A 25,090-nucleotide genomic window follows, 5' to 3' on the forward strand; every position below is an offset into this window, starting at 1 on the left:
CGTGACCACCGTGGCCACCCCAGGTCTGGAGAACGCCCCCACGACGCACGCCCGGCTGCTGGCCTGGGTGCGCGAGATGGCGGAGCTGACGACGCCGGACCAGGTGGTCTGGGTCGACGGCACCGACGAGGAGTGGGAGCGGCTCACCCGCAAGCTCGTCGACGCCGGCACCTTCACGCCGCTGGAGAAGAAGCCCAACTCGTTCTGGTGCGCCAGCGACCCCAGCGACGTCGCGCGCGTCGAGGACCGCACCTTCATCTGCTCGGTCGACGAGGCCGACGCGGGGCCCACCAACAACTGGATGGCCCCGGACGAGATGAAGTCGATCATGACCGAGCTGTACCGCGGGTGCATGCGCGGTCGGACGATGTACGTGATCCCCTTCTGCATGGGCCCGGTCGAGGCCGAGAACCCGATGTTCGGCGTCGAGCTCACCGACTCCGAGTACGTCGTCGTCTCCATGCGGGTGATGGCCCGCATCGGCAGTCGCATCCTCGAGGCGATGGGCTCCGACCGGCCGTTCGTGCCGGCGATGCACTCCCTCGGCGCCCCGCTGGAGCCCGGCCAGGCCGACGTGCCGTGGCCGTGCAGCGACACCAAGTACATCGTGCACTTCCCCGAGGAGCGGGCCATCTGGTCCTACGGCTCCGGCTACGGCGGCAACGCGCTGCTGGGCAAGAAGTGCTACTCGCTGCGGATCGCCTCGGTCATGGCCCGCGACGAGGGCTGGCTGGCCGAGCACATGCTGATCCTCAAGCTCACCAACCCGCAGCAGAAGACCTACTACATCGCCGCCGCCTTCCCCTCGGCCTGCGGGAAGACCAACCTGGCGATGCTCGAGCCGACCATCCCCGGCTGGAAGGTCGAGACCCTGGGCGACGACATCGCCTGGATGCGCTTCGGCGAGGACGGGCGCCTCTACGCCCTCAACCCCGAGTTCGGCCTCTTCGGCGTCGCGCCCGGCACCGGCTGGGACACCAACCCCAACGCCATGCGCACGATCGACAAGGGCAACTCGGTCTTCACCAACGTCGCCCTCACCGACGACGGCGACATCTGGTGGGAGGGGATGACCGACGAGCCGCCGGCCCACCTGACCGACTGGAAGGGCCGGGACTGGACGCCGGAGTCCGACGAGCTCTCGTCGCACCCCAACTCGCGGTTCTGCACCCCGATCACCCAGTGCCCGATCCTGGCGCCGGAGTACGACGACCCCAAGGGTGTGCCGATCTCGGCGATCCTCTTCGGTGGCCGCCGCAAGACCACGATCCCGCTGGTCACCGAGGCCCGGGACTGGAACCACGGCGTGTTCATGGGCGCGACGCTCTCCTCGGAGACCACCGCCGCCGCGACCGGCGCCGTCGGCGTCGTCCGCCGCGACCCGTTCGCCATGCTGCCGTTCATCGGCTACAACGCCGGTGACTACTTCGGCCACTGGGTCGAGACCGGCAAGCAGCACGACGCCAGCAAGCTGCCGAAGATCTTCTACGTCAACTGGTTCCGCCGGGACGCCGACGGCGGCTTCCTGTGGCCGGGCTTCGGCGAGAACAGCCGCGTGCTCAAGTGGGTCATCGAGCGCCTCGAGGGCACCGCGGCCGCCGTCGAGACCCCCGTCGGCCACGTGCCGACGGCGGACTCCCTCGACGTCTCCGGCCTGGACATGACCACCGAGCAGGTCGAGCAGGCCCTCGCGGTGAAGCCGGAGGAGTGGCGCGAGGAGATCCCGCAGATCACCGAGTGGTTCGAGAAGTTCGGCGACAAGCTCCCCAGCACCATGTGGGACGAGCTGGAGATCCTCAAGAGCCGCCTGGCGTAAGCCCGGCAGAGGCAGGGCCCGGAACCGCAGCGTCGCGGTTCCGGGCCCTCGCCGTTCCCGCCCAGCGGGCCCAGGCCCCGGTCGTCTGCGTCTGGGGCGTCGTCGCGGCACCGTGTGCCACGGTCGGTTAGCGTGGCGTGGCCCCCTTCCTGCTCCCGGAGGCATCCCCGCCCGTGGCGAATCCGTACCTGCAGGTGCTCCGGACCCCGCATGCCCTGCCCATGGTCCTGTCGGCCTTCATCGGCCGGTTGCCGCTGTCGATGGTGGGGCTGGGCAGCGTCCTGCTCGTGGCGTCGGAGACCGGCTCCTACGGCCTGGGCGGCGCGGTCGCCGCGGTGGGCGCGGTGACGACGGCCATCGCCGGTCCGCTGCTCGGCCGCTGGGCCGACACCCACGGTCAGCGCCGGGTGCTGCTGCCGGTGCTGGTCGTCTTCGTCCTCTCCGGCCTGGTCTTCCTGTTCTCCGTGCGGGAGGCCTGGCCGCTCTGGATCGTCTTCACCTCCGCGGGGCTGGCCGGTGCCTGCATCCCGCCGGTCTCCTCGATGATCCGTGTCCGCTGGACCCATCTGCTGCGCGGGAGCCACCGGCTGCCCACGGCGCTGGCGATGGAGTCCGTCGTCGACGAGTTCGTCTTCATCATCGGCCCGGTGCTGGTCACGTTCCTCTCGACGACGGGCCACGCCACCTCCGGTGTCGTCACGGCGTTCACCCTCGCCACCGTGGGCAGCCTGCTGTTCGCCGCGCAGCGCCGCACCGAGCCCGAACCGCACGGGCACGCCAGCCGGCAGGGGCCCTCGGCGATCCGCACCACCGGCCTGCGCGTGCTCTTCGTGGTCGGCGCGGCGGTGGGGGCGATCCTCGGCACCCTGGAGATCGCGCTGGTGGCGTTCGCCGACGAGCGGGGCGCCATGTCGATGTCCGGCGTCCTCATCGCGGGGCTGGCGCTCGGCTCGATGGCCAGCGGCATCGGCTGGGGCATGGTCCACTGGCGCGTCCCGCTGCGGCGGCGGCTGGTCGTGGCCCTCGCGGTGCTGACGGTGCTCGTCGTCCCGCTCACGCTGATCCAGGACGTGTGGCTGATGGTCCCGTTCGTGATCGTCGCCGGCGTCGCGGTCTCGCCGTCGCTGATCAGCTCCTTCACCCTCGCCGAACTGCTGGTGCCGCGCGCCGCGGTCACCGAGGCGTTCACCTGGATCGGGACCGCGCTGGGCCTGGGCGTGGCCCTCGGTGCGTCGGTGGCGGGCAAGCTCGTCGACGTCGCGGGCGCGAACACGGCGTTCCTGGTGGCCATCGTCGCGGCCGCGGTCGCGGCCGTCGTCGTCGCGCTCTTCCAGCGGCTGCTGCACGTCCCCGCCGAGCACGTCGCCGAGCCCGCGCTCGCCGGCTGACCGGGCCCGCCGTGCCGGAGTACACGCTCCCCGGCGCGCACGTGCGCGACCGGGCGGTGACGGTGCCGCTGCGGTGGGGCGGCGACGACGGCGCGACGATCTCGGTGTTCGTCCGCGAGCTCGTCCACCCCGACAGGCGCGCCGACGACCTGCCCCTCCTGCTCTTCCTGCAGGGCGGCCCGGGCGGCAAGTCGCCGCGACCGACCCGTGGTGGCTGGATCGAGCGCGCGCTCCGCGACTTCCGGGTCGTCCTCCTCGACCAGCGCGGCACCGGGCGCAGCTCGCGCATCACCGGCGCGACGATCGGCCGGTTCCCCGACGCCGGCGCGGCCGCCCGCCACCTGCTGGCGTTCCGGGCGGACTCGATCGTGGCCGATGCCGAGCACGTGCGGGCCACCCTCTACGGCGGCCGGCCGTGGACCACCCTGGGCCAGAGCTACGGCGGCTTCGTCACCCTGACCTATCTCTCGCGCGCGCCCGAGGGCCTCACCCGCTGCCTGGTCACCGGAGGGCTGCCGGGCCTGCGCGCCGACGCCCGCGAGGTCTACCGGCGCACCTATCCCCGCGTCGCCGCGCGCACCCGACGGTTCTACGAGCGGTTCCCCGACGACGTCGCGCAGGTCGCCGCCGTCGCCGACCGGCTGGCCGCCGCACCCGCAGTCCTGCCCGACGGCGACCGGCTCACCGTGCGCCGCCTGCAGACCGTCGGTCAGGCGCTGGGCATGCGGGACGGCGCCACGGAGCTGCACTGGCTGTTCGAGGAGGCGTTCGACGGCGACGGCGAGCTGTCCGACACCTTCCTCGACCAGGTGGCCCGGCGGACCTCCTACCGGGACGACCCGCTCTACGCGGCGCTGCACGAGAGCATCTACGCGCAGGGGCCCGGCCCGGTCGGCTGGGCGGCGCAGCACGAGCGGGGGCCGGAGTTCGACGGCGGCCGCCGCCCGCTGCCCTTCACCGGCGAGATGGTCTACCCGTGGATGTTCGAGGAGATCGCCGCGCTGCGGCCGTTCGCGCCGGCCGTGCACGCGCTGGCCGAGCTGGAGGAGTTCCCCGCCCTCTACGACCCGGCGCGGCTGGCCGCCAACGAGGTGCCGGTCGACGCCGCCGTCTACTTCGACGACATGTACGTCGACGCCGGCCTGTCGCTGGAGACGGCCGGGGCGGTCGGCAACGTGCGCACCTGGGTGACCAACGAGCACGAGCACGACGGCCTGCGCGTGGGCGACGTGCTCGACCGGCTGCTCACCCTGCGGTCCCGGTGACCCGCCCGCGGCCCGCCGCCGGGGGCGGCCGGCGGCTGGGGGTGGCGCCCGAGCGGCTGGGCCGCTGGCTGGACGGCGTCGCCACCCGGCACGGCGCCTTCACCGCGGTCGAGCCGGCCGACGACGGGCTGCGGATCACCTGCGCCGACACGACGAGCGTGGTCCTGCGCGCCCCGTTCGGCTGGGTGCCCGAGCCGCCGCTGCTGGGCAGCTTCACCGCCGCCGCCGGTCGGCCCCGGCGCGCCGCGGTGCTGCTGGTGCGCCGCGGCCGGTGGGCGGTCGGCGTCTTCGACGGCGACCAGCTGGTCGTCTCCAAGGTCGACGCGCGGCAGGTTCAGGGCCGGACGGCGGCCGGCGGCTGGTCGCAGCAGCGGTTCGCCCGCCGCCGCGCCCACCAGACCGACGCCGTCGTCGACCACGCGGTCGAAACCGCCGCCCGGGTCCTGCTGCCGCACGCCGACGGGCTGGCGGCGCTGTTCACCGGGGGCGACCGGGGGCTCGTCGACGACGTGCTCGCCGACCCCCGGCTGCGCCCGCTGGCCGCGCTGCGCCGGGAGCCCGCCCTGGAGGTGGGGGAGCCGACCAAGGCGGTGCTGCTGGAGACACCCAAGCAGTTCCGCGCGTTGCAGGTGGTCATCCGCGAGCCGTCTCCGCCCCTGGGTTGAGCCGGACCGCCGGACGTCTGGCCGCGCCGTGACCCGGCTGGACGTGCGTCGGAGCGGCTGGACCCGGCTGGTGCACGTGCCCGAGCTCATGGGCCGGCTCCCCGGCCGCTGACAGGTGGACTCGTCCGTCCGACTGCTGAGCCGTGCTCAGGGCGTGATGACCAGCCGGATGGGGTCGCCCTGCTTGTGCGCCAGCCGCTCCACGCCCTCAGCGGCGTCGGCGAGGGACAGCGTGCCGGAGATCGACCGCGACAGGTCCAGCCGGTGGTGGCGGATCAGGTTCACCAGCTCGACGACGTGACCGGGCTCGGAGCCGTAGTGGCCGAGGATCCGCTGGCCGAAGTAGCTGAACTGGGTGCCGTTGCGGATGGACAGCGGCTGGTCGGTGAGGCCCACCAGCACCAGGCCGCCGTCGCGCTCGAGGCAGCGCACCGCCTGTTCGCGCACCGCCTCCACCCCGGCGAAGTCGAACGCGTACGCCAGGCCGGGCCCGCCGGTGAGTTCGCGGACGCGGCCGGCGATGTCGTCCTCGGGGGAGAGCGCGAGGTCAGCGCCGAAGTCCAGGGCCCGCTGCCGGGCGGCCGGGACGGGGTCGACGGCGACGATCGGCGCGGCCCCGGCCAGGCGGAGCAGCTGCACCGCGTGCGCGCCCAGCCCGCCGATGCCCCAGACGCCGACGGGCTGGGCCGGCCGCACCTGCGCCGTCCGCACGATCGAGGCCCACGGGGTGGAGACCGCGTCGGGCACGATGCACGCCTGCTCCAGCGGCAGGTCGTCCGGGATGGGTACGACCGTTCCGGCGGTGGCCAGGGCGTACTGCGCCCAGCCGCCGTCGTAGTCGACGCCGCGGGTGTGCACCCAGCCGTCCTTCTCCTCCCCGGCCTGCAGCAGCACCCGCTGGCCCTCGGCCAGTCCGCTCACCCCGTCACCCAGGTCGGCGACGGTGCCGGCCACCTCGTGGCCGAGGGTCACCTCGTCGCCGGCGAGGAACAGCGGGGACAGCTGCCCCTCGATGAGGTGGACGTCGGAGAGGCAGATGCCGGCCGCGGCGACCCGGATGAGCACCTCGCCGGGGCCGGGCGTCGGCTTGGGCACCTCCTTGACCACGAAGTCACGGGTGCGCACGTTCAGCCGGCCGGCCAGCATCGAATCAGGCATGCCCCCATCCAACGCCGTGGGCACCGCGCCGACGAACCGGGCCCGCCCCGCGACCGGAGGAGCCGGTGGGGCGGGCGGGTCCCCGGTGACGGACGGGACGGTTCCGGTGGCCGTACCCCCGCGCGGGTGGTTGTCATCGGTGATCTTCCCTGCTGAGCTGGGCTTTCTGTCGTGGGGAGGGTCATGGAGTCGCGCACGGGGACCGGTCGCACCCTGCTCACGCTGGCGGGCGCCATCCTGCTGGCCGGGGTGCTGCTGGCCGGGTTGCTGCTGCCGTGGGTCGGCGGGCCTGCCCTGGCCGCGCAGAGCTCCTCGGCTCTGCTGGGCGAGCCGCCGGAGGAGTTCTCCGTCGAGGTGCCGGCCCGCAACAGCGTGATGCTCGCGGCCAACGGCGAGGTGATCACCTCGTTCTACCGGGAGAACCGCGACCCGGTGACGTTCGACCGGATCGCCGAGGTGATGCGGCAGGCGCTGGTGGCCGTGGAGGACGCGCGCTTCTACGACCACGGCGGTCTGGACGTGCAGGGCACAGCGCGTGCTCTGGTCACCAACATCGCCGCCGGGGAGGTGGAGGAAGGCGGGTCCACGCTCACCCAGCAGCTGGTGAAGCAGACCCTGCTGCAGTCCGCGCGGACCCCGGCCGACCGCGACGCCGCCATCGAGAAGACCTTCGGCCGCAAGCTGCGCGAGGCCCGGCTGGCGCTGGCGATGGAGTCCACCTACAGCAAGGACGAGCTGCTCACCCGCTACCTGAACATCGTCTACTTCGGGCGCAACGCCTACGGCGTGCAGCCCGCGGCCCAGGCCTTCTTCGGCGTCGACGCCGCCGAGCTGACCCTGCCCCAGGCGGCCCTGTTGGCCGGCCTGGTGCAGAGCCCGTCCGACCACGACCCGTTCACCGACCCCGAGGGCGCGACCGTCCGGCGCAACCAGGTGCTGGCCCGTATGGCCGAGCAGGGCTACATCAGTCCGGAGCAGCAGGCCGAGGCCGAGGCCGCCCCGCTCGACCTGGCTCCCGCTCCCGCGCCGCGCCGCGGCTGCGTCGAGGCGTCCGTGGGCGCCTACGTCTGCGACTTCGTCCAGCGGTACCTGATCGAGGAGCTCGGGCTCACCCAGGACGATCTCGAGCGCAACGGCTACGTCGTCCAGACCACGCTGGACGCCGACCTGCAGCGCGCCGGCGACGCCGCCGTGCTGGCCAACCAGCCGCTGGAGAGCTCGCTGGCGGCCACCTTCACCGCGGTGGAGCCGGGCACCGGCCACCTGCTGGCGATGAGCGTCAACCGCATCTTCGGCCACGACGAGCACGACGAGCGGCAGGAGTCGGTCAACCTCAACGCGCTGCCCAGTCGGGGCGCCGGGTCCACGTACAAGGTGTTCGTGGCGGCCGCCGCGCTGGCCCGCGGCTACTCGACCGAGTACACGCTGACCGCCCCCAACCCGTACTACTCGCGCGTCTACCAGGCCGACGGCGGGCCCTACCGGGTTCGGAACGCCGGGAGCTACCGGGCCTCGCTGGACCTCACGACCGCGCTCTACCAGTCCTCCAACACCTACTTCCTGGCCCTCGAGGACGCCCTCGGCAGCGTCGAGGAGCCGGTGCGCATGGCCGAGCGCATGGGTCTCTACGCCCACGGCCCCCGGGGCCTGGCGCAGCGCACGATCGACGAGAACAACGGCTCGTTCGCCTTCGGGCCCGACGCGACGAGCCCGCTGGGGCTGGCCAGCGCCTACTCGACGCTCGCGGCCTCGGGCACCCGGTGCGACGTCGTCCCGGTCACCGGGCTGCTCGACCGGAACGGGGAGCCCGTCCTGGGTGCGGACGGCGAGCCGCTCGTGGACGGCGACCGCTGCACCCCCGAGGCGATCCCGTCCGGGGTGGCGAACACGCTCAACCAGATGCTGCGCAAGGACGTCGAGCCGGGCTACGGCGGCCAGACCGGCCGGCGGGCGTACGTGCCGGGCCACCAGATCGCGGGGAAGACCGGCACCACCCAGGACAACGTCTCGGTGGCGTTCGTCGGGTACACCCCGGAGATCGCCGCCAGCGTGATGGTGTTCAACCCCAAGGAGGCCGAGGACGTCGGGGGCTTCGGGGGCGGCAAGGGCGCCACCATCTGGCACGACGCCATGGCGCCGGTGCTCGGCGCCCGGGGCAGCAGCGACTTCCCGCCCGCGGATCCCGCGGTGGTGCGGGGCAACACGATCCGGGTGCCGTCCTGCGGTGATCCGTTCGCCTGCCAGGAGGTGCTCGGCGACGCCGGTTTCCTCGACGTCGTGGTGCGGGTGGACAGCGACCTGGCCGACGGGGAGCTCGTGAGCACGAGTCCGCCGGCCGGCGGCCGGGCGGTGCGGGGGCAGGTCGTCTCGATCCTGGTGAGCAACGGCTCCCGCTACGTGCCGCCGCCCCCGCCCCCGCCCGCTCCCGAGCCGGTGCCGGCGCCCCCGCCGTCCACGCCCCCGCCGTCCACGTCCCCGCCGTCCACGCCCCCGCCGTCCACGCCGCCGGTCGTGGCGGAGCCGGACACCGGGACCGGCGGATCCCCGACCCCGGACGAGCCGACGCTAGGCGAGACCGGGACCTGGCTCGACCGGTCCCCCTACCGGTCCCCGCCGCGGCGCTGACCGCCGCTTCAGCCGCTCGTCGAGCTCCTGGGTGGCCAGCCAGCCGAGCAGCACCACCAGGTGCAGGAGGAACAGCCACACGCCGAGCGCCGCGACCCCACCGACGACGTCGATGTCGCCGAACGGCGCGCCCAGGTCCAGCGGCAGCGCCAGGAACAGCACGAAGCCCTGCAGGAAGCCGGACAGGCAGGCGGCGGTGAACAGCGCGCCCACCATCAGCGCCGGCCACCGCACGCGACCTCCCCCGACGACCCGGAACCCCCAGGCCAGCGGCAGGGTGAGGGCGGCCAGTACCGCGTAGTAGCCGAGGGCCACCTGCCCGACGACGGCGGCCACCCCGCCGCGGTCGGCGAGGTCGGCCATCTGCCCGGCCGCCAGCAGCAGCGGGTACAGCAGCACCGGGGTGATCAGCAGCAGCGGCAGAGCGGCCAGCCTGCCGCGCCAGCCGGTCATCCCCTCGTGCCGGGAGCCGAAGCGCAGCAGCGCGCGCCGGAGACCCTCGCCGTAGAAGGACATGGGCAGCAGCGCCAGCAGCGCGCCGAGCGGGTCCAGGCCCGTGCCGGCGTCGACCAGGCGGGTCACGGCGGTCGGTGCGTCGAGCGCGCCGGGCAGCAGCTCGGCCAGCCGCTCGCCGAGGGCGTGCACCCGCTCGGGGGAGGTGAGCCAGGAGGTCAGACCGAACGCCAGCAGCAGCAGCGGCACGACGGCGATGCCGGCGTAGAAGGTGAGCCCCGCGGCGATCAGCATGAGGTCGCGTCCCCGCAGCCGGGCGCGTACGCCCCGGGCCAGGTCGCGCAGCCAGGCGACGGCCCGGGAGAACCAGCCCACGCGTGCGGGTCAGTCGGTGCCGGTGTTGGAGCCGGTCTCCTCGCAGCTGGCGTCGTGCGGGTTGTCCGCCTGCTCACCGCTGGCGTCGCAGTTCGTCTCCCCGCGCTGGATGTCGGTGTTGTCGCCGCAGGCGACCAGCGACCCGGCGAGCGCGAGCAGTAGGAGGGGCTTCCGGATGTCCATCCACCGGTAGTGGTCCCGCGGAGCCGTGCCGAAACGGACCCGGCGGGGCGTCCACCGCCCCTGCGGAGCGAACGCGCAGGTGGCTGGGACGGTTGTGACAGGACGCGCAGGAGAACTACACGAATGTCGTTACGGGCATTGTCACGACCGGGTCACGCCGCCTACGGTGAGTGTGTCCGTCGGGGCTTTCTGTCACTACCGAGTGACCTCCGCCGGGCGCCGTCGAGCGAACCGGGCACCCGCACAGGCGCGGGTGCCGGCAGGCAACGCTGCGGCACGCAGGTGGGACGGACCCCTCCGTCCCGGCGTGCCCGCGCGTGCCCGGCCGGGCCCCCGGCAGGCGGCCGTGGATGAGATCGGAGAGCCGCCGCACCATGGCGACCCCCCTGCGCACGCCCGCTCGCCGCCGCACCGCCGGACGGGTGGGGCTGGCCCTGGCCGGCACCGTCGGCATCCTCCTCGCCACGGTCCCGGCGGCCGCGGATCCCGGCTCCCCCGCAACCTCGGCCGAGGCCGCCCGGCTGGTCGCCGAGCGCGGCCACCAGCTCGAGGTCGTCACCGAGCGGTTCAACGAGGCGCGCGACGCGCTGACGGGCCAGCAGGCGGCCGCGGAGGCCGCTGCCGCACAGCTGGCGCAGGCCACCGCCGACCTGGCCCGCGCCCAGGAGGCGGTCCGCGGCATCGCGCGCAGCGCCTGGACCGGTGAGGGGCTGGGCTCCTTCCAGGCGCTGCTCACCAGCAGCTCGGCCGACGAGTTCGTCACCCGCGTGGCCACGCTGGAGACGATCTCCGGCCACCAGGGTGTCGTCCTCGCCCGCGCCGCCGAGGCCAACGTGGCCGCCGCGCAGGCCCAGGCCACCGCGCACGAGGCCGCGGTCCAGGCGCAGGCCGCCTACGACGCCGTCGCCGGGCAGCAGGCCGACCTGCAGGCGCAGGTCGACGAGTTCCGCGCGCAGTTCGACCAGCTCAGCGCCCAGGAGCGCCAGGCGGTGGCCCAGGCGCACCACGCCGAGGAGCGCGGCACCGAGTCGCAGCGGGCCAGCCGCGACGACCGGGAGCCCGCTGCGCCGGCGCCGTCCGCGCCCGTGGTGGCCGACAGCGAGGCGGCGCAGATCGCCGTGGACACCGCCATGGCCCAGCGTGGGAAGCCCTACGTGTGGGCGGCCACGGGGCCCAGCGCCTTCGACTGCTCGGGGCTCACCTCCTACGCCTACCGGGCGGCCGGCATCTCGCTACCGCGCGCCAGCCGGAACCAGGCAGCCACCGGCCAGTCGGTCTCCCGCGACCAGCTGCGCCCGGGTGACCTCGTGTTCTTCTACAGCCCGGTCAGCCACGTGGGTATCTACATCGGTGACGGCCAGATGGTGCATGCGCCCACGTCGGGCGACGTCGTCAAGGTGGCGAGCATCGACTCGATGGGCGGCTACAGCGGGGCCCGGCGCATCGCCGGCTGATCGTGCCGGGTGACCTGCTGCAGCAGGCCCCACACGAAGACCGCGCGCACCCCGCCGGGGAGGCGCACCTCCGCGCGGGTCGGCACCCCCGGGTCGAGGCCGCGCGCACCCGGCAGCCCGACGACGTCGTCGAGCACGTGCTCCCACACCAGCAGCCGGTGCGGGCGGGCCGCCGGCACCGGTGAGCCCGGCGCGCGGGCGAGCTGCTCGTGGAGCACCGCGCCACCGGGCCCGCTGACCACCTCCCACCACAGGTGCGGCCACAGCGGCAGCGGCCAGCGCCGCACCTGGATGTCGAGGTCGCCGACGCGGCGGTCCTCCAGCTCCTCGGGCGGGCCGAGGACCGCGGAGCGCAGGGCCAGCCCGCGGGGTGCCCGGCGCGAGTGCTGCAGCGCCTGCCAGCGGGTGTGCGCCGCGTGCGCCTCCGCCCGGGTCGCGCCCAGCCGTGGCAGCGCCGCGGCGGTGAGATCGGGGCGGAGATCGGCCATCCGGCGCAGCAGCACCAGGCAGAACTCCCGCCGGGCCAGTCCGCGCACGACGCCGACCCTGCCACCGCGGCCGGTGCCGCGTACGTCACACCCGGCGCGGGGACCCCGCGCCCCGCCCGGTCGTTGACGACCGCAGAGCCCGCCGACCCGAGGACGTCCGTTGAACCCGTGCACCGTCACCACCGCCTTCCGCCTCGTCGCCATCGCCGAGGCGATCACCTGGGTCGGCCTGCTGGCCGGGATGTTCGTCAAGTGGGTGCTGCAGACCTCCGAGGTCGGCGTGCAGGTGTTCGGGCCCATCCACGGCGGGGTCTTCGTCGTCTACGTCCTCGTCGCGCTCGTCACGGCCCGGGTGCTGCGCTGGTCGCTGCCCACCACGGTCCTGGCCCTCGCCGCGTCGGTGCCGCCGCTGGCCACGGTCTGGTTCGAGCGGTGGGCCACCCGCTCCGGTGTGCTGCCCACGCGGGACGCACTGACCGCCTGATCCCGCGCCGGGTGCCGGTCGCTACGGTCGCCGGCATGCCCGAGCCCGTCCTCCCCGGCACCGCCCGACTCCTGCTCGCCCGCACCGCTCGGGTCCAGCGCGACGGCCGGGCCCCCGGCCTGGTCGCGGGCGTCGTCCGCGACGGCGGCCTGGCCTGGTCGGCCGGCCGCGGCGAGGTGCCCGGCCCGCACACCGACGTCCAGTACCGGCTCGGGTCGATCAGCAAGACGGTGACGGCGGTCGTGGTCATGCGGCTGCGCGACGAGGGCCGGCTGGGGCTGGACGACCCGCTGGAGCGGCACCTGCCCGGGACGCCGCTCGGCGACCGCACGGTCGGCCAGCTGCTCTCCCACCTCGCCGGCGCCTCGGCCGAGAGCCCCGGCGGCTGGTGGGAGCGCACCCCGGGTGGCTCCCTCGACGACCTGGGCCTGGCGGAGACCGACGTCGTCCTCGGCGCCGCGCGGCGGTTCCACTACTCCAACCTCGGTTTCGGCCTGCTCGGTGAGCTCGTCACGCGGCTGCGCGGCCGCAGCTGGGACGACGCCGTCACCGCCGAGGTGCTCGCCCCGCTCGGCATGGCCCGCACCACGCCGCGACCGGTCGCGCCGGCCGCCGAGGGCCGTGCGGTGCATCCGTGGGCCGACGTCGTGCTGCCCGAGCCCGAGCACCACGCCGGCGTGATGGCCGCCGCGGGGCAGCTGTGGGCGACGCTGACCGATCTGGGCCGGTTCGCCGCGTTCCTGCTCGGCGACACCGGCGACGTGCTCGACCCGGCAACGCTGGAGGAGATGACGGTGCCCGCCGGCGTGGACTCCTCCGCGCCGGGCTGGTCGGCCTACGGGCTGGGCGTGCAGGTGCTGCGCGTGGACGGGCGGACGCTGGTCGGGCACGGCGGCTCGATGCCCGGCTTCCTCGCCGGGGTGTTCGTCGACCGGGAGGAGCAGGCGGGCGCGGTGTCGCTGGCCAACACCACCAGCGGCCTCGATCCGCTGGTGTTCGGGCTCCTGGCCGACCTGCGTGCCGCCGAGCCGCGCATCGTCGAGCCGTGGGCACCCGCGCCGTCGCCGGTGCCGCTTGAGGACCTCGGCGTCTGGTTCTGGGGCCCTGCCCCCTACGTCCTCCGGTCGGTCGCCGGCGGCCTGCTGCACCTGGGCCCGCTGCCCGGGCGGTCCGGCCGGGCGAGCCGGTTCGCCCCGGCGGCCGACGGCACCTGGCGCGGGCTGGACGGCTACTTCGCCGGGGAGACGCTGCGCATCGCCGCCGACCACCTGGACCTGGACACGTTCGTCTTCACCCGCACGCCCTACGACCCGGCCGCCCCGGTGCCGGGGGGCGTCGACGAGCGCGGCTGGCGCTGACCGGGCAAAGGAAGCTATGCCTACGGTTCTGGTCCTGAATTCGTAGGTAGAGCTTCCTATGCCCGGGGGGATCAGCCGGTCGGGTAGAGGCCCGCCGTGTACTGCTCCCCGTAGTAGCGCTCGATGTCCTCCAGCCGCTCGCCGCGGCGCTCGAGGGCCTGCGCGATCCGGGGCCGGGACGGCACGTCGTGGGCTCCCCAGGTGTCCGGTTCCCAGAGCCCGGAGCGGAGGAACGCCTTGGCGCAGTGGTGGAACACCTGCTCGACCTCGACGACCATGGCCAGCACCGGGCGGTGCCCCTGCACCACCATGCGCCCGAGCAGGACGTCGTCGCGGACGAGGCGGGCCCGTCCGTTGATCCGGAGGGTGTCGCCCCGCCCCGGCAGCAGGTAGACCAGGCCGACGTGCGGGTTGGCCAGGATGTTGCGGAAGCCGTCCGCGCGGCGGTTGCCGGCCCGCTCGGGGATCGCGATGGTCCGGTCGTCGAGGACGAGCGTGAAGCCGGGCGGGTCACCCTTCGGCGAGACGTCGCACGTGCCGTCCGCCGCGCTGGTCGCGACCAGGCAGAAGGGGGAGGCGGCCAGCCACTGCCGGTCGAACTCGTGCAGCGCCGTGCGTTCCTTGGCCACGGCGGCGGGGGCCGGCTCCCCGAGGAGGGCGCGCAGCTCTGCCTCGGTCGTGATCTCCTCCACGACCGGACCCTGTCACGGGCGGTCGAAGGCGTCGATGGTGTTCTTGACGACGAGGCCGTACGCCAGGTGCGGCACCAGGTCGCTGAGCCAGTCCGTCGTCGACCACGTGCGGGGGTCGGTGACGCCGAGCACCGTCATCGGCCCGTTCCCCGCGACCATCGCGCCCAGCCCGGTCAGCAGCGTGCCGACCGGCTTCGACGACAGCAGGCCCGACGCCCGGGCCAGCCCGCCGACCACGCCCACCCCGACGCCGGCCACGATGCCCGTCATCGGGCCGAGTCCCTGGAGGCGGTTCTGCCGGGTCTGGTCGTCGCCGGGAATGAGCACGTGCGCCGTCTCCGCGAGCTTCTCGACGGTCTGCTCGGGGGTGGAGCTGCTGCCGCGGCCGCGCACCACCATGTCCAGGTACGTGACGGCGTTCAGCGCGGTGGTGCCCGCCGCGCCGGCGGCCGCTCCCCGCAGCGCCCAGCCCAGCGTGCTGATGCCGCGCTTGCCCTTGCCCGCCACGCCGAACGGGGTCTTCTTCGTCATGTGCCGCCCGGTACCCGCACGTCCCGGCGGCACACCGGCGGGCCGCCGGTACGGGCGGATCAGCCGGGCGGGGGGCCGGCGGCGCGGCGCAGCAGCGGGCCCACGCGCCGCTCCAGGAACCGGCGCATGGCGAGCGCGGTGTCCACCCGCTGGACGCCGGGGATGGCCAGGACCGCCTCGGTGATCCGCCACAGGTGGTCGGCGTCGGTCGCCACCACGTGCACCAGCAGGTCCGTGGCGCCCGACAGGCCGGTCACCTCGAGGACCTCCGGCAGGGCGGCCAGTGCGTCGCTGACCTCGGCCAGCCCGCGCTGCGCCACCTGCACCGACATGTAGGCGGCCAGCCGGTGGCCCAGCGCCTCCGGGCGGACCCGCTGGTCCAGCGGGCCGAGCACCCCGTTGCTCTCCAGCCGGGCCAGCCGGGCCTGCACCGTGTTCCGGGCCAGGCCCAGCCGTTGCGACAACGCCATGACGCTCGCCCGCGGGTCCTCGGTCAGCGCGAGCAGCAGCCGAGCATCGGTGGCATCGATCTCGGGCACGCTGCGCAGTCTGACAGCTGGACGCCACCCTGGGCGAGCTTTCTGCGCAATCTACTTCACTGCGCCTGCGCAGATCGATGCGCATCAGGGCTGGTCATCGGCGGGCAGGTCGTGCCAGGATGTGTGAGGGCCGCCACATCCGGCGGCTGGAACGTCCAGCACCACCGCGTCGCCGGTGACCCCGGCGGCGGTGGCCGACGGCGAGGAGTGCGACCGGTGACAGCGTTGCCAGAGACCACGGAGATGGTCGACCCCGTCCCGGGGGCCGCCGCGCCCCACCTGCCGCAGCGGTCCGAGCTGGTCCAGCTGCTCACACCGGAGGGCGACCGGGTCGAGCACCCCGGCTACTCCCTGGAGATCACCGACGAGGAGCTGCGGGACCTCTACCGCGATCTCGCCCTGGTGCGCCGGTGGGACGTCGAGGCCACCGCGCTGCAGCGGCAGGGCGAGCTCGGCATCTGGGCCTCGCTGCTCGGTCAGGAGGCCGCGCAGATCGGCGCCGGCCGCGCGCTGGCCGCCACCGACATGGCGTTCCCGACCTACCGCGAGCACGGCGTCGCCTGGACCCGCGGTGTCGACCCGCTGCACGTCATCAGCCTGTTCCGGGGCGTCGACAACGGCGGCTGGGACCCCGTGGCCACCGGCTTCAACCTCTACACCGTGGTCATCGGCGCGCAGACCCTGCACGCCACCGGCTACGCCATGGGCCTGCAGCGCGACGGTGCCGAGAGCGCGGCGCTGGCCTTCCTCGGTGACGGCGCCACCAGCCAGGGGGAGGTCAACGAGGCGATGATCTGGGCGGCCAGCTTCTCCGCCCCCGTCGTCTTCTTCTGCCAGAACAACCAGTACGCCATCAGCGTCCCGCTGGAACGGCAGTCGCGGGTGCCGCTGTACCAGCGCGCGGCCGGCTTCGGCTTCCCCGGCGTCCGGGTCGACGGCAACGACGTCCTCGCCGTCCTGGCCGTGACCCGGCAGGCGCTGCAGGCCGCCCGCGAAGGGCAGGGCCCGACCTTCATCGAGGCGTTCACCTACCGCATGGGCGCGCACACCACCTCCGACGACCCCACCCGCTACCGGCTGGCCAGCGAGCTGGAGGAGTGGAAGCTGCGCGACCCGATCGCGCGGCTGAAGGCGCACCTGTCCCGCTCGGAGAAGGCCGACGCGGCGTTCTTCGACTCCGTCGAGCGCGAGGCCGACGAGCTGGCCGAGCGGATCCGCAGCGGCACCGTCGACATGCCCGATCCCGAGCCGACGGCGATGTTCGACTCCGTCTACGCCGAGCAGACCCCGTGGCTGGCCACCCAGCGCGAGGAGTTCGTCGCGTACCAGGCGAGCTTCGAGGGGAGCGAGCACTGATGGCCACCGAGACGCTCACGATCGGCAAGGCGCTCAACCTCGGCCTGCGCCGCGCCATGGAGGACGACGCCAAGGTCGTGCTCATGGGCGAGGACATCGGCAAGCTCGGCGGGGTCTTCCGCATCACCGACGGCCTGCAGAAGGACTTCGGCGAGGCCCGCGTCGTCGACACGCCGCTCGCCGAGGCCGGGATCCTCGGCACCGCGGTCGGCCTGGCCATGCGCGGCTACCGGCCGGTCTGCGAGATCCAGTTCGACGGCTTCGTCTTCCCCGCCTACAACCAGATCGTCACCCAGGTCGCCAAGATGCACGCCCGCTCGAAGGGCCGGCTGCCGATGCCGATCGTCATCCGCATCCCCTTCGGTGGCGGCATCGGGGCGGTCGAGCACCACAGCGAGAGCCCCGAGGCCTACTTCGCGCACACCGCGGGGCTCAAGGTGGTCGCGGTCAGCAACCCGGTCGACGCCTACTGGGGCATCCAGCAGGCGATCGCCCACCCCGACCCGATCGTCTTCCTCGAGCCCAAGCGGCGGTACTGGGAGAAGGCGGAGGTCGACACCGACGCCGCCCCGGACCCGCTGTTCGCCTCCCGCGTCGTCCGTGGCGGCGACGACGTCACCGTGCTGGCCTACGGCCCGATGGTGAAGACGGCGCTGCAGGCGGCGAAGGCCGTCGAGGAGGAGGGGCGGTCGCTGGAGGTCGTCGACCTGCGCACGGTGTCGCCGCTGGACCTGGAGCCGGTGTTCGAGAGCGTGCGGCGGACCGGTCGCTGCGTCGTCGTGCACGAGGCGCCGGTCACCCTCGGTCTCGGCGCGGAGATCGCCGCGCGGGTGACCGAGGCCTGCTTCCACTCCCTGGAGGCGCCGGTGCTGCGGGTCGGGGGCTTCGACACCCCCTACCCGCCGTCGAAGCTCGAGGAGGAGTACCTCCCCGACCTCGACCGGGTGCTGGACGCCGTCGACCGCGCGATGGAGTTCTGAGATGGCGCAGCGTCAGTTCAAGCTCCCCGACGTCGGTGAGGGGCTCACCGAGGGCGAGATCCTGCAGTGGCTGGTGCAGGTCGGCGACACCATCACGGTCAACCAGCCGCTGTGCGAGGTGGAGACGGCGAAGGCCGCCGTCGAGCTGCCCTCGCCGTGGGCCGGCACCGTTGTCGAGCTGCTCCACGAGGCCGGCACGATGGTCGACGTCGGTGCGCCGATCATCACCATCGACGTCGGCGGGGTGGGTGGGGGAGACGCCGCCGGGAGCGCCCCAGCGGCGGCGCCCGCCGACGAGGGATCGGCGGCCGGCGAGGAGCCGGCCGCCGGGCTGATCGGCGGGGCGGCCCCCGGTGGGCGGACCGCCGTCCTGGTCGGCTACGGGCCCCGCACCACCGAGGCGCGCCGCCGCCCGCGCCGGTCGGGCGCCCCGGCCGCCGCTCGGGCGACCGGGCTGCCCGGCGCGGACTACGGCTCCGGCGGGGCCGACCGTCCCCCGCTGCCCTCCGACGACGGCCCGCCGCTGCTGGCCACCGCCCCCGACATGCGCAGCAAGCCGGTGCGCCACGGCGGGCTGGAGGTCGGCCGGCAGGCCGAGGCCGCGGCGCGACGCGAGGACGCCGCCCCGGCCCAGGGCTCCGCGCCCGGCCGGCGGGGGCCCCGCCCGCTGGCCAAGCCGCCGGTGCGCAAGTACGCCAAGGACCTCGGCGTGGATCTGGCGACCATCTCCGGCTCCGGCGCGGGTGGCTGCATCACCCGGGCCGACGTCGACGCCGCCGTCGCCGCGCGCTCCGACGCCGCCGTCGCCGCGCGCTCCGACGGCGCCGGGGCCGCGCGCTCCGACGGCGCCGGGGCCCCGGCGTCCGTGGCGACCACCGGCGGGGAGCAGCGCATCCCGGTCAAGGGGGTCCGCAAGGCCACCGCGGCCGCGATGGTGGCCAGCGCCTTCACCGCGCCGCACGTCACCGAGTTCCTCACCGTCGACGTCACCCGGATGATGAAGCTGCGCAGCAGGCTGGCCGCACGGCCAGAATTCGCCGAGGTCAAGGTGAGCCCGCTGCTGTTCGTGGCCAAGGCGCTGCTGCTCGCGGCGCGGCGGCACCCGATGGTCAACAGCTCGTGGGACGAGGCGGCGCAGGAGATCGTCGTCCACGGGCAGGTGAACCTCGGCATCGCCGCGGCGACCCCGCGCGGGCTGATCGTGCCCAACATCAAGGACGCCGGGCGGCTGTCCCTGCCCGCGCTGGCCGCGGCCCTCGGCGAGCTCACCGAGACCGCCCGGGCCGGGCGCACGGCACCGGCGGACATGACCGGCGGGACGATGACGATCACCAACGTCGGCGTGTTCGGCGTGGACACCGGTACCCCGATCCTCAACCCGGGGGAGTCGGCGATCCTGGCCTTCGGCGCCGTCCGGGAGATGCCGTGGGTGCACAAGGGGAAGGTGAAGCCCCGCCTGGTCACCCAGCTGGCGCTCTCCTTCGACCACCGGATCATCGACGGCGAACTCGGGTCACGGTTCTTGGCCGACGTCGGCGCGTTGCTGCACGATCCGGGGAGCGCGCTGGCCTACTGACGGCGAGCCGCCCGGTTCGTCGCTCGAGAGGGAGCCCGTCGTGGACCGCCGTGCCCAGGCGCTGGTCGCCCTGCTGCTGTTCGTCGCGCTCACCGGCGTCTCGATCGGGATCGGCGGCTCGCGGCCGCACCTGGACCAGGGCACGGCCCCGTGGCTGCTCCAGGTGCTCGGGTACGTGTGCGCGATCGCCGGCGGGGTCCTCCTGGCGGCCGGAGTCCCGGCCGGCCGGCGGCTCGGGTTTGTCGTGCTCGCCGCGACGGTGGTCATGGTGCTCGTCGACGCGATGACCACGGGTGACGCCGGGGCGAACATCGGCGCGGGGTTCGTCCGGGTGCTCTGCCTCGCGGTCCTCGGGGTGGCGACGGCCCGGTTGGCCGTCGGCGTGGTGGGCGACCGGCGGGCCGCGCACTAGCGTGACCGGGTGATCGATCTCGACCGGCTGCTGGACTTCGCCGCCCGATCCCGGCTGCCGGACGGCTTCGGGTACCTGGGCCCGGACGGTGACCTGCTCGCGGACCGGCCGCAGGAGGGCTGGATCGTCGCGCGGATGACCCACGTCTTCGGGCTGGCCGCCCTGCTGGGGCGGCCAGGGGCGGACGAGCTGGCCGGGCACGGCGTCGAGGCGCTGCGCAGCGGGCCCCTCCACGACCCGGTGCACGGGGGCTGGTGCGCGACGGCCGCCGACGGCACGAAGGCCGCCTACGTGCACGCCTTCGTCCTCCTGGCCGGTGCCACGGCGACCGCGGCCGGGATCGAGGGCGGGCGCGCGCTGCTCGACGACGCCCTCGACGTGTGGCAGGACCGGTTCTGGGACGAGGACGCGGGCCTGGCGGTGGAGGAGTGGGACCGCACCTGGTCGCGGCTGGACCCTTACCGCGGTGCCAACGCCAACATGCACGGCGTCGAGGCGGTGCTCGCCGCCGCCGACGCGGTCGACGACGCGGCCCTGGCCGCCAGGCTGCGCGGGCAGGCGCTGCGCAGTGTCGAGCGCGTGGTGCACGGTTTCGCCCGCGAGCGCGGCTGGCGGCTGCCCGAGCACTTCACGTCCCACTGGGAACCGCTGCCCGAGCACAACGCGGCGCACCCGGCCGACCCGTTCCGCCCCTACGGGGTCACGATCGGGCACCAGTTCGAGTGGGCGCGGCTCGCGGTGCACCTGCGCGCCGCCCTCCCCGACCCGCCGCGCTGGCTGCTCGACGACGCCGTCGCGCTGTTCGACGCCGCGGCGACCCGCGGGTGGGCGGCCGACGGCGCGGACGGCTTCCCGTACACCCTCGACTGGGACGACCGGCCCGTGGTCGGTGCGCGTATGCACTGGGTGCTGTGCGAGGCGGTGGCGGCGGCGGCGGTGCTCGCCCGCGTGACCGGGGAGCCGGCCTACCGGGCGCTGACCGACCGCTGGCGCGCGCACGGCGAGGAGCGGTTCGCCGACCCCACCACCGGCAGCTGGCACCACGAGCTCACGCCGTCGGGGGAGGTCGCCGAGGGCACCTGGGCCGGGCAGCCCGACGCCTACCACCTGGCGCAGATGCTGCTGGTGACGGACCGGCCGGTGCGCGGCAGCATCGCGGCCGCGCTGCGCTGACCTGCTCCTTCCACGTGTCGGTCCGGCGCTCCCGGGGTAGGTGGCGCACGACCGAACAAGCGACACGAGGAGCTGAGAACGTGGCCAGCGTGCAGGAGTCCGTCGACGTCGACGTCCCGATCCGCGTCGCCTACGACCAGTGGACGCAGTTCGAGACTTTCCCGCAGTTCATGGGCGGCGTCGAGAAGATCACGCAGATCGACGACACCCACACCCACTGGGTCACCAACATCGACGGCGTGAAGCGCGAGTTCGATGCGGAGATCACCGAGCAGCACCCCGAGGAGCGCGTGGCCTGGACCAGCACCAGCGGTGAGGCCAAGCACGCCGGTGTGGTGACCTTCCACCGGTTGGACGACGCCAAGACCCGGGTGATGATCCAGATCGACTGGGAGCCCGAGGGGCTGGTCGAGAAGGCCGGTGCCGTCCTCGGCTTCGACGACCGGCAGATCAAGGCCGACGCGAAGAAGTTCAAGGAGTTCATCGAGAGCCGCGGCACCGAGACCGGTGCCTGGCGGGGTGACGTGCAGCGCCCGAGCTGAGCCCCCGCCCCGCCACGACGACGGCGCCCACCCCACTCGGGGTGGGCGCCGTCGTGCGTTCGGGCTCCGACGTGGCGCGACTCACCCGAAAGAATGAGGAACCTTCGGCCATGTCTCACGTTTGCCGACGTTTCGTCGGATTAGAGTGGTGCACGCCTGCGTTACTACGGCTGCAGGCAGATCACTCCGACGAAAGAGGCAGTAACGATGAGCAGCGTGACGACCAGCTGGCGGCAGCGTCGGCAGGTGGCGCGTACCCGGCGGGCGCTGAACAAGGCGCTGGCCCGCAGCAGCAGCCCGGCGATGCGCGACGAGCTCCTGACGATGGCGAACGGCAGCCACTTCCTCGGCCGCTGAGCCCTGGCCGCGCGGCGCGCGCGGCCCCGGAACACCCCGACCCCGGTCTCCCTCGAGACCGGGGTCGCGTGCGTCCGGGGGCTCGTCCCGCAGGGCGCGGTCCGACCTGCGGGTTCCTCACCCGATCCGGTCGGTTCCGCTCAAGCGGGGGTGGTGGCGCGCCGATCACCGGACCGTGGGCACAGGATCACCTGGCAGCGGCGGCGCGACCGCCGTGCCGCCGGCCGAGGCGCGGGAGACCCCGGGCATCACGATGGCCGGGGTGCTCGCCTACGTCCGCCGCGCGGGTGGGGACGACGCCGTCGCCGCGGTGCTCGACCGGGCCGGGCTCGGCGAGGTCGCCGACCAGGTCGCCGACCAGGCCCGCTGGTGGAGCTACGCCACCCGGATCCGGCTGTTCGCCGCGGCGACGGATGTGCTGGGCGACCCCGACACGATGTTCCACGTGGGCACGGCCGCGATGCGCAGCGGCCTGGGACACTCCCTGCTCCTGGTCCTGCGCGCCCTGGGCACGCCCCGCCAGGTGTTCCGCCAGCTGCCGCGGGCGGCGGCCAAGTTCACCACCGTCTCCCGCATGGAGGTCCGCGAGACCACCGCGACGTCGGCGACGGTCGCCCTGCACCTGGCCGACGGCTACACCCACTCGGCGCTGGACTGCGCGTACGCCCGCGGGCTGGCGGTGATGATCCCGGCCATCTTCGGTCTGCCTCCCGGCGTCCTCACGCACACCGAGTGCTGCGTCGACGGCACCGGCACCTGCGTCTACCGCCTCACCTGGGAGCGGCGGTCGCGATTCCGCCGCCGGCGGCCCGACGGGGCCGCGGCCGACCCTGAGCTGACGGCGCTGCGGGGGCAGTTGCGCACGCTGCAGTCCGCGGCCGGGGACCTCGTCGCCAGCGACGACCTCGACACCGTCCTCCACCGCATCGTGGCGCGGGCCGGTGAGGCCGTGCTGGCCCCGGCGCACCTGCTGGTCGTCGGCAACCCGGACGGCGGTCCGCCCCTGGTCCACGGCGCCGGCATCCCCGACGACCAGTTGCCGGAGCTGGCCGCGCGGATCCTGTCCGGGGACGACCTGGGCCGCACCGCCGTGGTCGTCGACGTCGCCTCCGCCCGCCGCCGGCACGGCCGGCTCGCCGCGATCTACCCCTCCGGTGACGGCGAGATGGCCGACGAGCACGCGATGCTCGCCGCCTACGCCGGGCACGCGGCGGCGGCGCTGGACCTGCTCATCGCCCTGGAGGACGCGCGCCGGGAGGCCGACCGGGCGGGCGCCCTGCTGGCGCTGGCCCACGAGCTGGCCGGCGCCGGCGACGCGACGGCGGTCAGCCAGGTCGTCGCGGAGGCCCTGCCGCGCGTCATCGGCTGCAGCAGTGCCTCGGTGATGCTCTGGGATCCGGCGACGGGGCAGCTGCAGGGCCGCAGCTCCGCCCGGAGCCAGCCGCTCCGGCGGGAGCACTTCCTGAGGACGCCGCTGCGGCCGGAGGACACCCCGGAGCTGGTCGGCATGCTCACCGACCGCGAACCCCGGATCCTCAGCCTCGCCACCAGCAGCCCGGTGCTGCGCCGGTTCATGACCGACATCGGCGTCTCCGACGTCGTCGCGGTGCCGCTCCTGGCCGGCGCCACCTTCCTCGGCGTCGCGACGGCGAGCTGGGAGTCCGGGACGGCGCCCGAGGAGCTCGGTGGCGACGTGCTCGCCCGGCTGCGGGGTGTCGGTGACCAGGCGGCCACCGCGCTGCAGAAGGCCCGGCTGCTGGAGACCGTGCGCCACCAGGCCACGCACGACGCGCTGACCGGGCTGCCCAACCGCGTGCTCTTCCTGGAGCGGCTGGAGGCGACGCTCGCCGGGACGGGCCCCGACGGCCAGCTCGGGGTGCTCTTCTGCGACCTCGACCGGTTCAAGGACGTCAACGACTCGCTCGGTCACGCGGCCGGGGACGAGCTCCTGCGGCAGGTGTCGGCACGGCTGCGCGCCGCCGTCCGCCCCGGCGACACGGTGGGTCGGCTCAGCGGCGACGAGTTCGCCATCGTGCTGCCGGCCCTGGCTGACGCCGACCAGGCGCGGACCCTCGCCGACCGCATCACGGCCTGCTTCGAGGAACCGTTCCGCCTCGACGGCACCCCGGTGCGGGTGGGGACCAGCGTCGGGGTCGCCGTGCTCGGCGCGGAGCGGGCGCGCACCGCCGACGCCCTGCTCCGCGAGGCGGACGCGGCGATGTACCGGGAGAAGGAGCGGCGGAGCCGGTCGGCCCGCGCCGTCCGCTGACCGTCAGTCGCGCAGCCGGGCGCGCAGCGCCGCCTGCTCGTCGGCACCGAACCCGTGGGCGTCCAGCCATCCCGCCGGACCGTCGAACCGTTCGTCGAGCAGGGTCAGCAGCCGGTCCATCGTCTCGGCCCGCGGCGTGTGGCTGGCCACGTCGCGCGTGACCATGTCCTCGGCGTACGTGGGCGAGGTGGCCAGCTTCGCCACCAGCGCGTCGATGACCTCCGCGGTCAGCGCGTAGTCGGCCACGATCTCCTCGTGCGGCACCCCGGCGACCGCCAGCGCGAGGGCGCAGACCACGCCGGTGCGGTCCTTGCCGGCTGCGCAGTGCACCACCGACGCGCCGTCCGGGGCGGAGGTGAGCGCGCGCAGCGCCCCGACGACGTTCTCCGACCGCTGGCCGAGGTAGCCCAGGTAGGACCGCACCGCCGGCGGCTCCACCTCGTCGTGGGCCGCGACCTGCCGGGGCAGCAGCGACTCGGCCCACCCGGCCCCGAGCTCCAGCTGCGGCTCCTCCTCCTCCACCGCGAAGACGTCGGTGTAGTGCCCGCGCTCCGGCAGCAGGGTGAAGTGCCGGTGGGTGACCTCGGGGACGCCGCGCAGCGGGCCGCGCCCCTCGAGCACGATCTCCGCGGTGGTCCGCAGGTCGATCACCTGGCGCAGGCCGATCTCGTGCACCAACCGCCGGACGTCGGCGTCGCTGAGGGTCTGCAGGTTGTCGCTGCGCAGGATCCGCCCGGCCGCCGTTCGCCCGCCGTCGGTGGTGGGCAGGCCCCCGAGGTCCCGCATGTTGGTGGTGCCGTCGAGCCGGATCCAGCGGTCGGTGTTCGTGGAGGTCACGCCTGGGACGGTACGTCCTGAGCCCGGCCGGTGGCCTCTGGGCACCGGACCCCGCAAGGGTGGTGCGCTGCCCCACAATGCAACCCGGCGGTATGGGTCCGGTCCACATGGGCA

The 25,090-nt window shown here is 74.4% G+C and carries 24 protein-coding genes; 16 read left to right on the forward strand and 8 right to left on the reverse strand.

Going from position 1 to position 25,090, the window contains the following annotated elements; genetic code table 11:
- Window position 1 precedes the first annotated feature (1 nt).
- The 4 genes from ACI8AG_RS15730 to ACI8AG_RS15745 all read left to right on the forward strand — a co-directional run bounded on the left by ACI8AG_RS15730 (window position 2) and on the right by ACI8AG_RS15745 (window position 5,134).
- Complete coding sequence (locus ACI8AG_RS15730; RefSeq protein WP_456597788.1) at window positions 2–1,816, forward strand: phosphoenolpyruvate carboxykinase (GTP); 1,815 nt, start codon at window positions 2–4, stop codon at window positions 1,814–1,816.
- Between the two features lie 173 nt (window positions 1,817–1,989).
- A complete protein-coding gene (locus ACI8AG_RS15735; RefSeq protein WP_456590077.1) occupies window positions 1,990–3,204 on the forward strand; it encodes an MFS transporter in 1,215 nt (404 codons plus the stop codon).
- Window positions 3,205–3,215: 11 nt separating this feature from the next.
- Window positions 3,216–4,469 carry an alpha/beta fold hydrolase gene (locus ACI8AG_RS15740; RefSeq protein ID WP_456597789.1) on the forward strand — a complete coding sequence of 418 codons (1,254 nt, stop codon included), beginning with the start codon at window positions 3,216–3,218 and terminating at the stop codon, window positions 4,467–4,469.
- Window positions 4,466–5,134 carry an acVLRF1 family peptidyl-tRNA hydrolase gene (locus ACI8AG_RS15745; RefSeq protein ID WP_456597790.1) on the forward strand — a complete coding sequence of 223 codons (669 nt, stop codon included), beginning with the start codon at window positions 4,466–4,468 and terminating at the stop codon, window positions 5,132–5,134. Before ACI8AG_RS15740 ends, ACI8AG_RS15745 begins: the two co-directional genes overlap by 4 nt.
- A 147-nt stretch (window positions 5,135–5,281) precedes the next feature.
- Here ACI8AG_RS15745 and ACI8AG_RS15750 read toward each other — a convergent pair whose 3' ends face one another.
- Window positions 5,282–6,292, reverse strand: a complete 1,011-nt coding sequence (locus tag ACI8AG_RS15750) for a zinc-binding dehydrogenase (protein WP_456597791.1) — start codon at window positions 6,290–6,292, stop codon at window positions 5,282–5,284.
- Window positions 6,293–6,475: 183 nt separating this feature from the next.
- On the opposite strand from ACI8AG_RS15750, the gene ACI8AG_RS15755 reads away from it, so the two are divergent.
- Entirely contained in the window at window positions 6,476–8,917 is a 2,442-nt protein-coding gene (locus ACI8AG_RS15755; protein ID WP_456597792.1) for a transglycosylase domain-containing protein, read from the forward strand.
- Here ACI8AG_RS15755 and ACI8AG_RS15760 read toward each other — a convergent pair.
- Together ACI8AG_RS15760 and ACI8AG_RS15765 are read right to left on the reverse strand one after the other, a co-directional pair.
- A complete protein-coding gene (locus ACI8AG_RS15760) occupies window positions 8,858–9,745 on the reverse strand; it encodes a YhjD/YihY/BrkB family envelope integrity protein (RefSeq protein ID WP_456597793.1) in 888 nt (295 codons plus the stop codon). The genes ACI8AG_RS15755 and ACI8AG_RS15760 overlap by 60 nt on opposite strands.
- Before the next feature lie 9 nt (window positions 9,746–9,754).
- Window positions 9,755–9,928, reverse strand: a complete 174-nt coding sequence (locus ACI8AG_RS15765) for a hypothetical protein (RefSeq protein WP_456590083.1) — start codon at window positions 9,926–9,928, stop codon at window positions 9,755–9,757.
- 374 nt (window positions 9,929–10,302) lie between these two features.
- Between ACI8AG_RS15765 and ACI8AG_RS15770 the strand changes: the two genes are divergently transcribed.
- Window positions 10,303–11,382 carry a C40 family peptidase gene (locus tag ACI8AG_RS15770; RefSeq protein ID WP_456597794.1) on the forward strand — a complete coding sequence of 360 codons (1,080 nt, stop codon included), beginning with the start codon at window positions 10,303–10,305 and terminating at the stop codon, window positions 11,380–11,382.
- Here ACI8AG_RS15770 and ACI8AG_RS15775 read toward each other — a convergent pair.
- Window positions 11,352–11,918, reverse strand: coding sequence for a hypothetical protein (locus ACI8AG_RS15775; RefSeq protein WP_456590085.1), 567 nt, complete (start codon window positions 11,916–11,918; stop codon window positions 11,352–11,354). The genes ACI8AG_RS15770 and ACI8AG_RS15775 overlap by 31 nt on opposite strands.
- Window positions 11,919–12,030: 112 nt before the next feature.
- Here ACI8AG_RS15775 and ACI8AG_RS15780 point away from each other — a divergent pair, with 112 nt between their 5' ends.
- On the forward strand, window positions 12,031–12,354 hold the full coding sequence (locus ACI8AG_RS15780; RefSeq protein WP_456597795.1) for a DUF3817 domain-containing protein: 324 nt from the start codon (window positions 12,031–12,033) through the stop codon (window positions 12,352–12,354).
- A gap of 35 nt (window positions 12,355–12,389) precedes the next feature.
- Window positions 12,390–13,712 carry a serine hydrolase domain-containing protein gene (locus tag ACI8AG_RS15785; protein ID WP_456597796.1) on the forward strand — a complete coding sequence of 441 codons (1,323 nt, stop codon included), beginning with the start codon at window positions 12,390–12,392 and terminating at the stop codon, window positions 13,710–13,712.
- Window positions 13,713–13,783: 71 nt separating this feature from the next.
- On the opposite strand, the gene ACI8AG_RS15790 is transcribed toward ACI8AG_RS15785, so the two are convergent.
- The 3 genes from ACI8AG_RS15790 to ACI8AG_RS15800 are packed head-to-tail and all read right to left on the reverse strand — an operon-like array spanning window position 13,784 to window position 15,474.
- Window positions 13,784–14,404: a pyridoxamine 5'-phosphate oxidase family protein gene (locus tag ACI8AG_RS15790; RefSeq protein ID WP_456590088.1), complete on the reverse strand. Its 621-nt coding sequence runs from the start codon at window positions 14,402–14,404 to the stop codon at window positions 13,784–13,786.
- Between the two features lie 12 nt (window positions 14,405–14,416).
- On the reverse strand, window positions 14,417–14,935 hold the full coding sequence (locus tag ACI8AG_RS15795; RefSeq protein ID WP_456597797.1) for a hypothetical protein: 519 nt from the start codon (window positions 14,933–14,935) through the stop codon (window positions 14,417–14,419).
- A gap of 59 nt (window positions 14,936–14,994) precedes the next feature.
- Window positions 14,995–15,474 (reverse strand): Lrp/AsnC family transcriptional regulator, encoded by a 480-nt coding sequence (locus ACI8AG_RS15800; RefSeq protein ID WP_456590090.1) that lies wholly within the window; start codon window positions 15,472–15,474, stop codon window positions 14,995–14,997.
- Window positions 15,475–15,690: 216 nt separating this feature from the next.
- Here ACI8AG_RS15800 and pdhA point away from each other — a divergent pair, with 216 nt between their 5' ends.
- From pdhA to ACI8AG_RS15840, 8 genes are all read left to right on the forward strand, one after another.
- A complete protein-coding gene (gene pdhA, locus ACI8AG_RS15805; RefSeq protein ID WP_456590091.1) occupies window positions 15,691–16,830 on the forward strand; it encodes a pyruvate dehydrogenase (acetyl-transferring) E1 component subunit alpha in 1,140 nt (379 codons plus the stop codon).
- A complete protein-coding gene (locus tag ACI8AG_RS15810) occupies window positions 16,830–17,810 on the forward strand; it encodes an alpha-ketoacid dehydrogenase subunit beta (protein ID WP_456597798.1) in 981 nt (326 codons plus the stop codon). Before pdhA ends, ACI8AG_RS15810 begins: the two co-directional genes overlap by 1 nt.
- 1 nt (window position 17,811) lies before the next feature.
- Complete coding sequence (locus tag ACI8AG_RS15815; RefSeq protein ID WP_456597799.1) at window positions 17,812–19,386, forward strand: dihydrolipoamide acetyltransferase family protein; 1,575 nt, start codon at window positions 17,812–17,814, stop codon at window positions 19,384–19,386.
- A gap of 40 nt (window positions 19,387–19,426) precedes the next feature.
- Entirely contained in the window at window positions 19,427–19,798 is a 372-nt protein-coding gene (locus tag ACI8AG_RS15820) for a hypothetical protein (protein WP_456597800.1), read from the forward strand.
- Window positions 19,799–19,807: 9 nt separating this feature from the next.
- Window positions 19,808–20,971 (forward strand): AGE family epimerase/isomerase, encoded by a 1,164-nt coding sequence (locus tag ACI8AG_RS15825; RefSeq protein ID WP_456597801.1) that lies wholly within the window; start codon window positions 19,808–19,810, stop codon window positions 20,969–20,971.
- A gap of 80 nt (window positions 20,972–21,051) precedes the next feature.
- Window positions 21,052–21,513 (forward strand): SRPBCC family protein, encoded by a 462-nt coding sequence (locus ACI8AG_RS15830; protein ID WP_456597802.1) that lies wholly within the window; start codon window positions 21,052–21,054, stop codon window positions 21,511–21,513.
- A gap of 207 nt (window positions 21,514–21,720) precedes the next feature.
- Window positions 21,721–21,870, forward strand: coding sequence for a hypothetical protein (locus ACI8AG_RS15835; protein WP_456590097.1), 150 nt, complete (start codon window positions 21,721–21,723; stop codon window positions 21,868–21,870).
- Between the two features lie 175 nt (window positions 21,871–22,045).
- Window positions 22,046–24,139 carry a diguanylate cyclase domain-containing protein gene (locus ACI8AG_RS15840; protein ID WP_456597803.1) on the forward strand — a complete coding sequence of 698 codons (2,094 nt, stop codon included), beginning with the start codon at window positions 22,046–22,048 and terminating at the stop codon, window positions 24,137–24,139.
- A gap of 3 nt (window positions 24,140–24,142) precedes the next feature.
- Here the strand turns inward: ACI8AG_RS15840 and ACI8AG_RS15845 are convergent, their stop codons facing one another.
- The gene (locus ACI8AG_RS15845) at window positions 24,143–24,976 is read right to left on the reverse strand and encodes a tyrosine-protein phosphatase (protein WP_456590099.1); all 834 of its coding nucleotides are present in this window, start codon (window positions 24,974–24,976) and stop codon (window positions 24,143–24,145) included.
- Between the last annotated feature and the right edge of the window lie 114 nt (window positions 24,977–25,090).

The sequence above is a fragment of the Blastococcus sp. SYSU DS0552 genome (genome assembly GCF_054050815.1).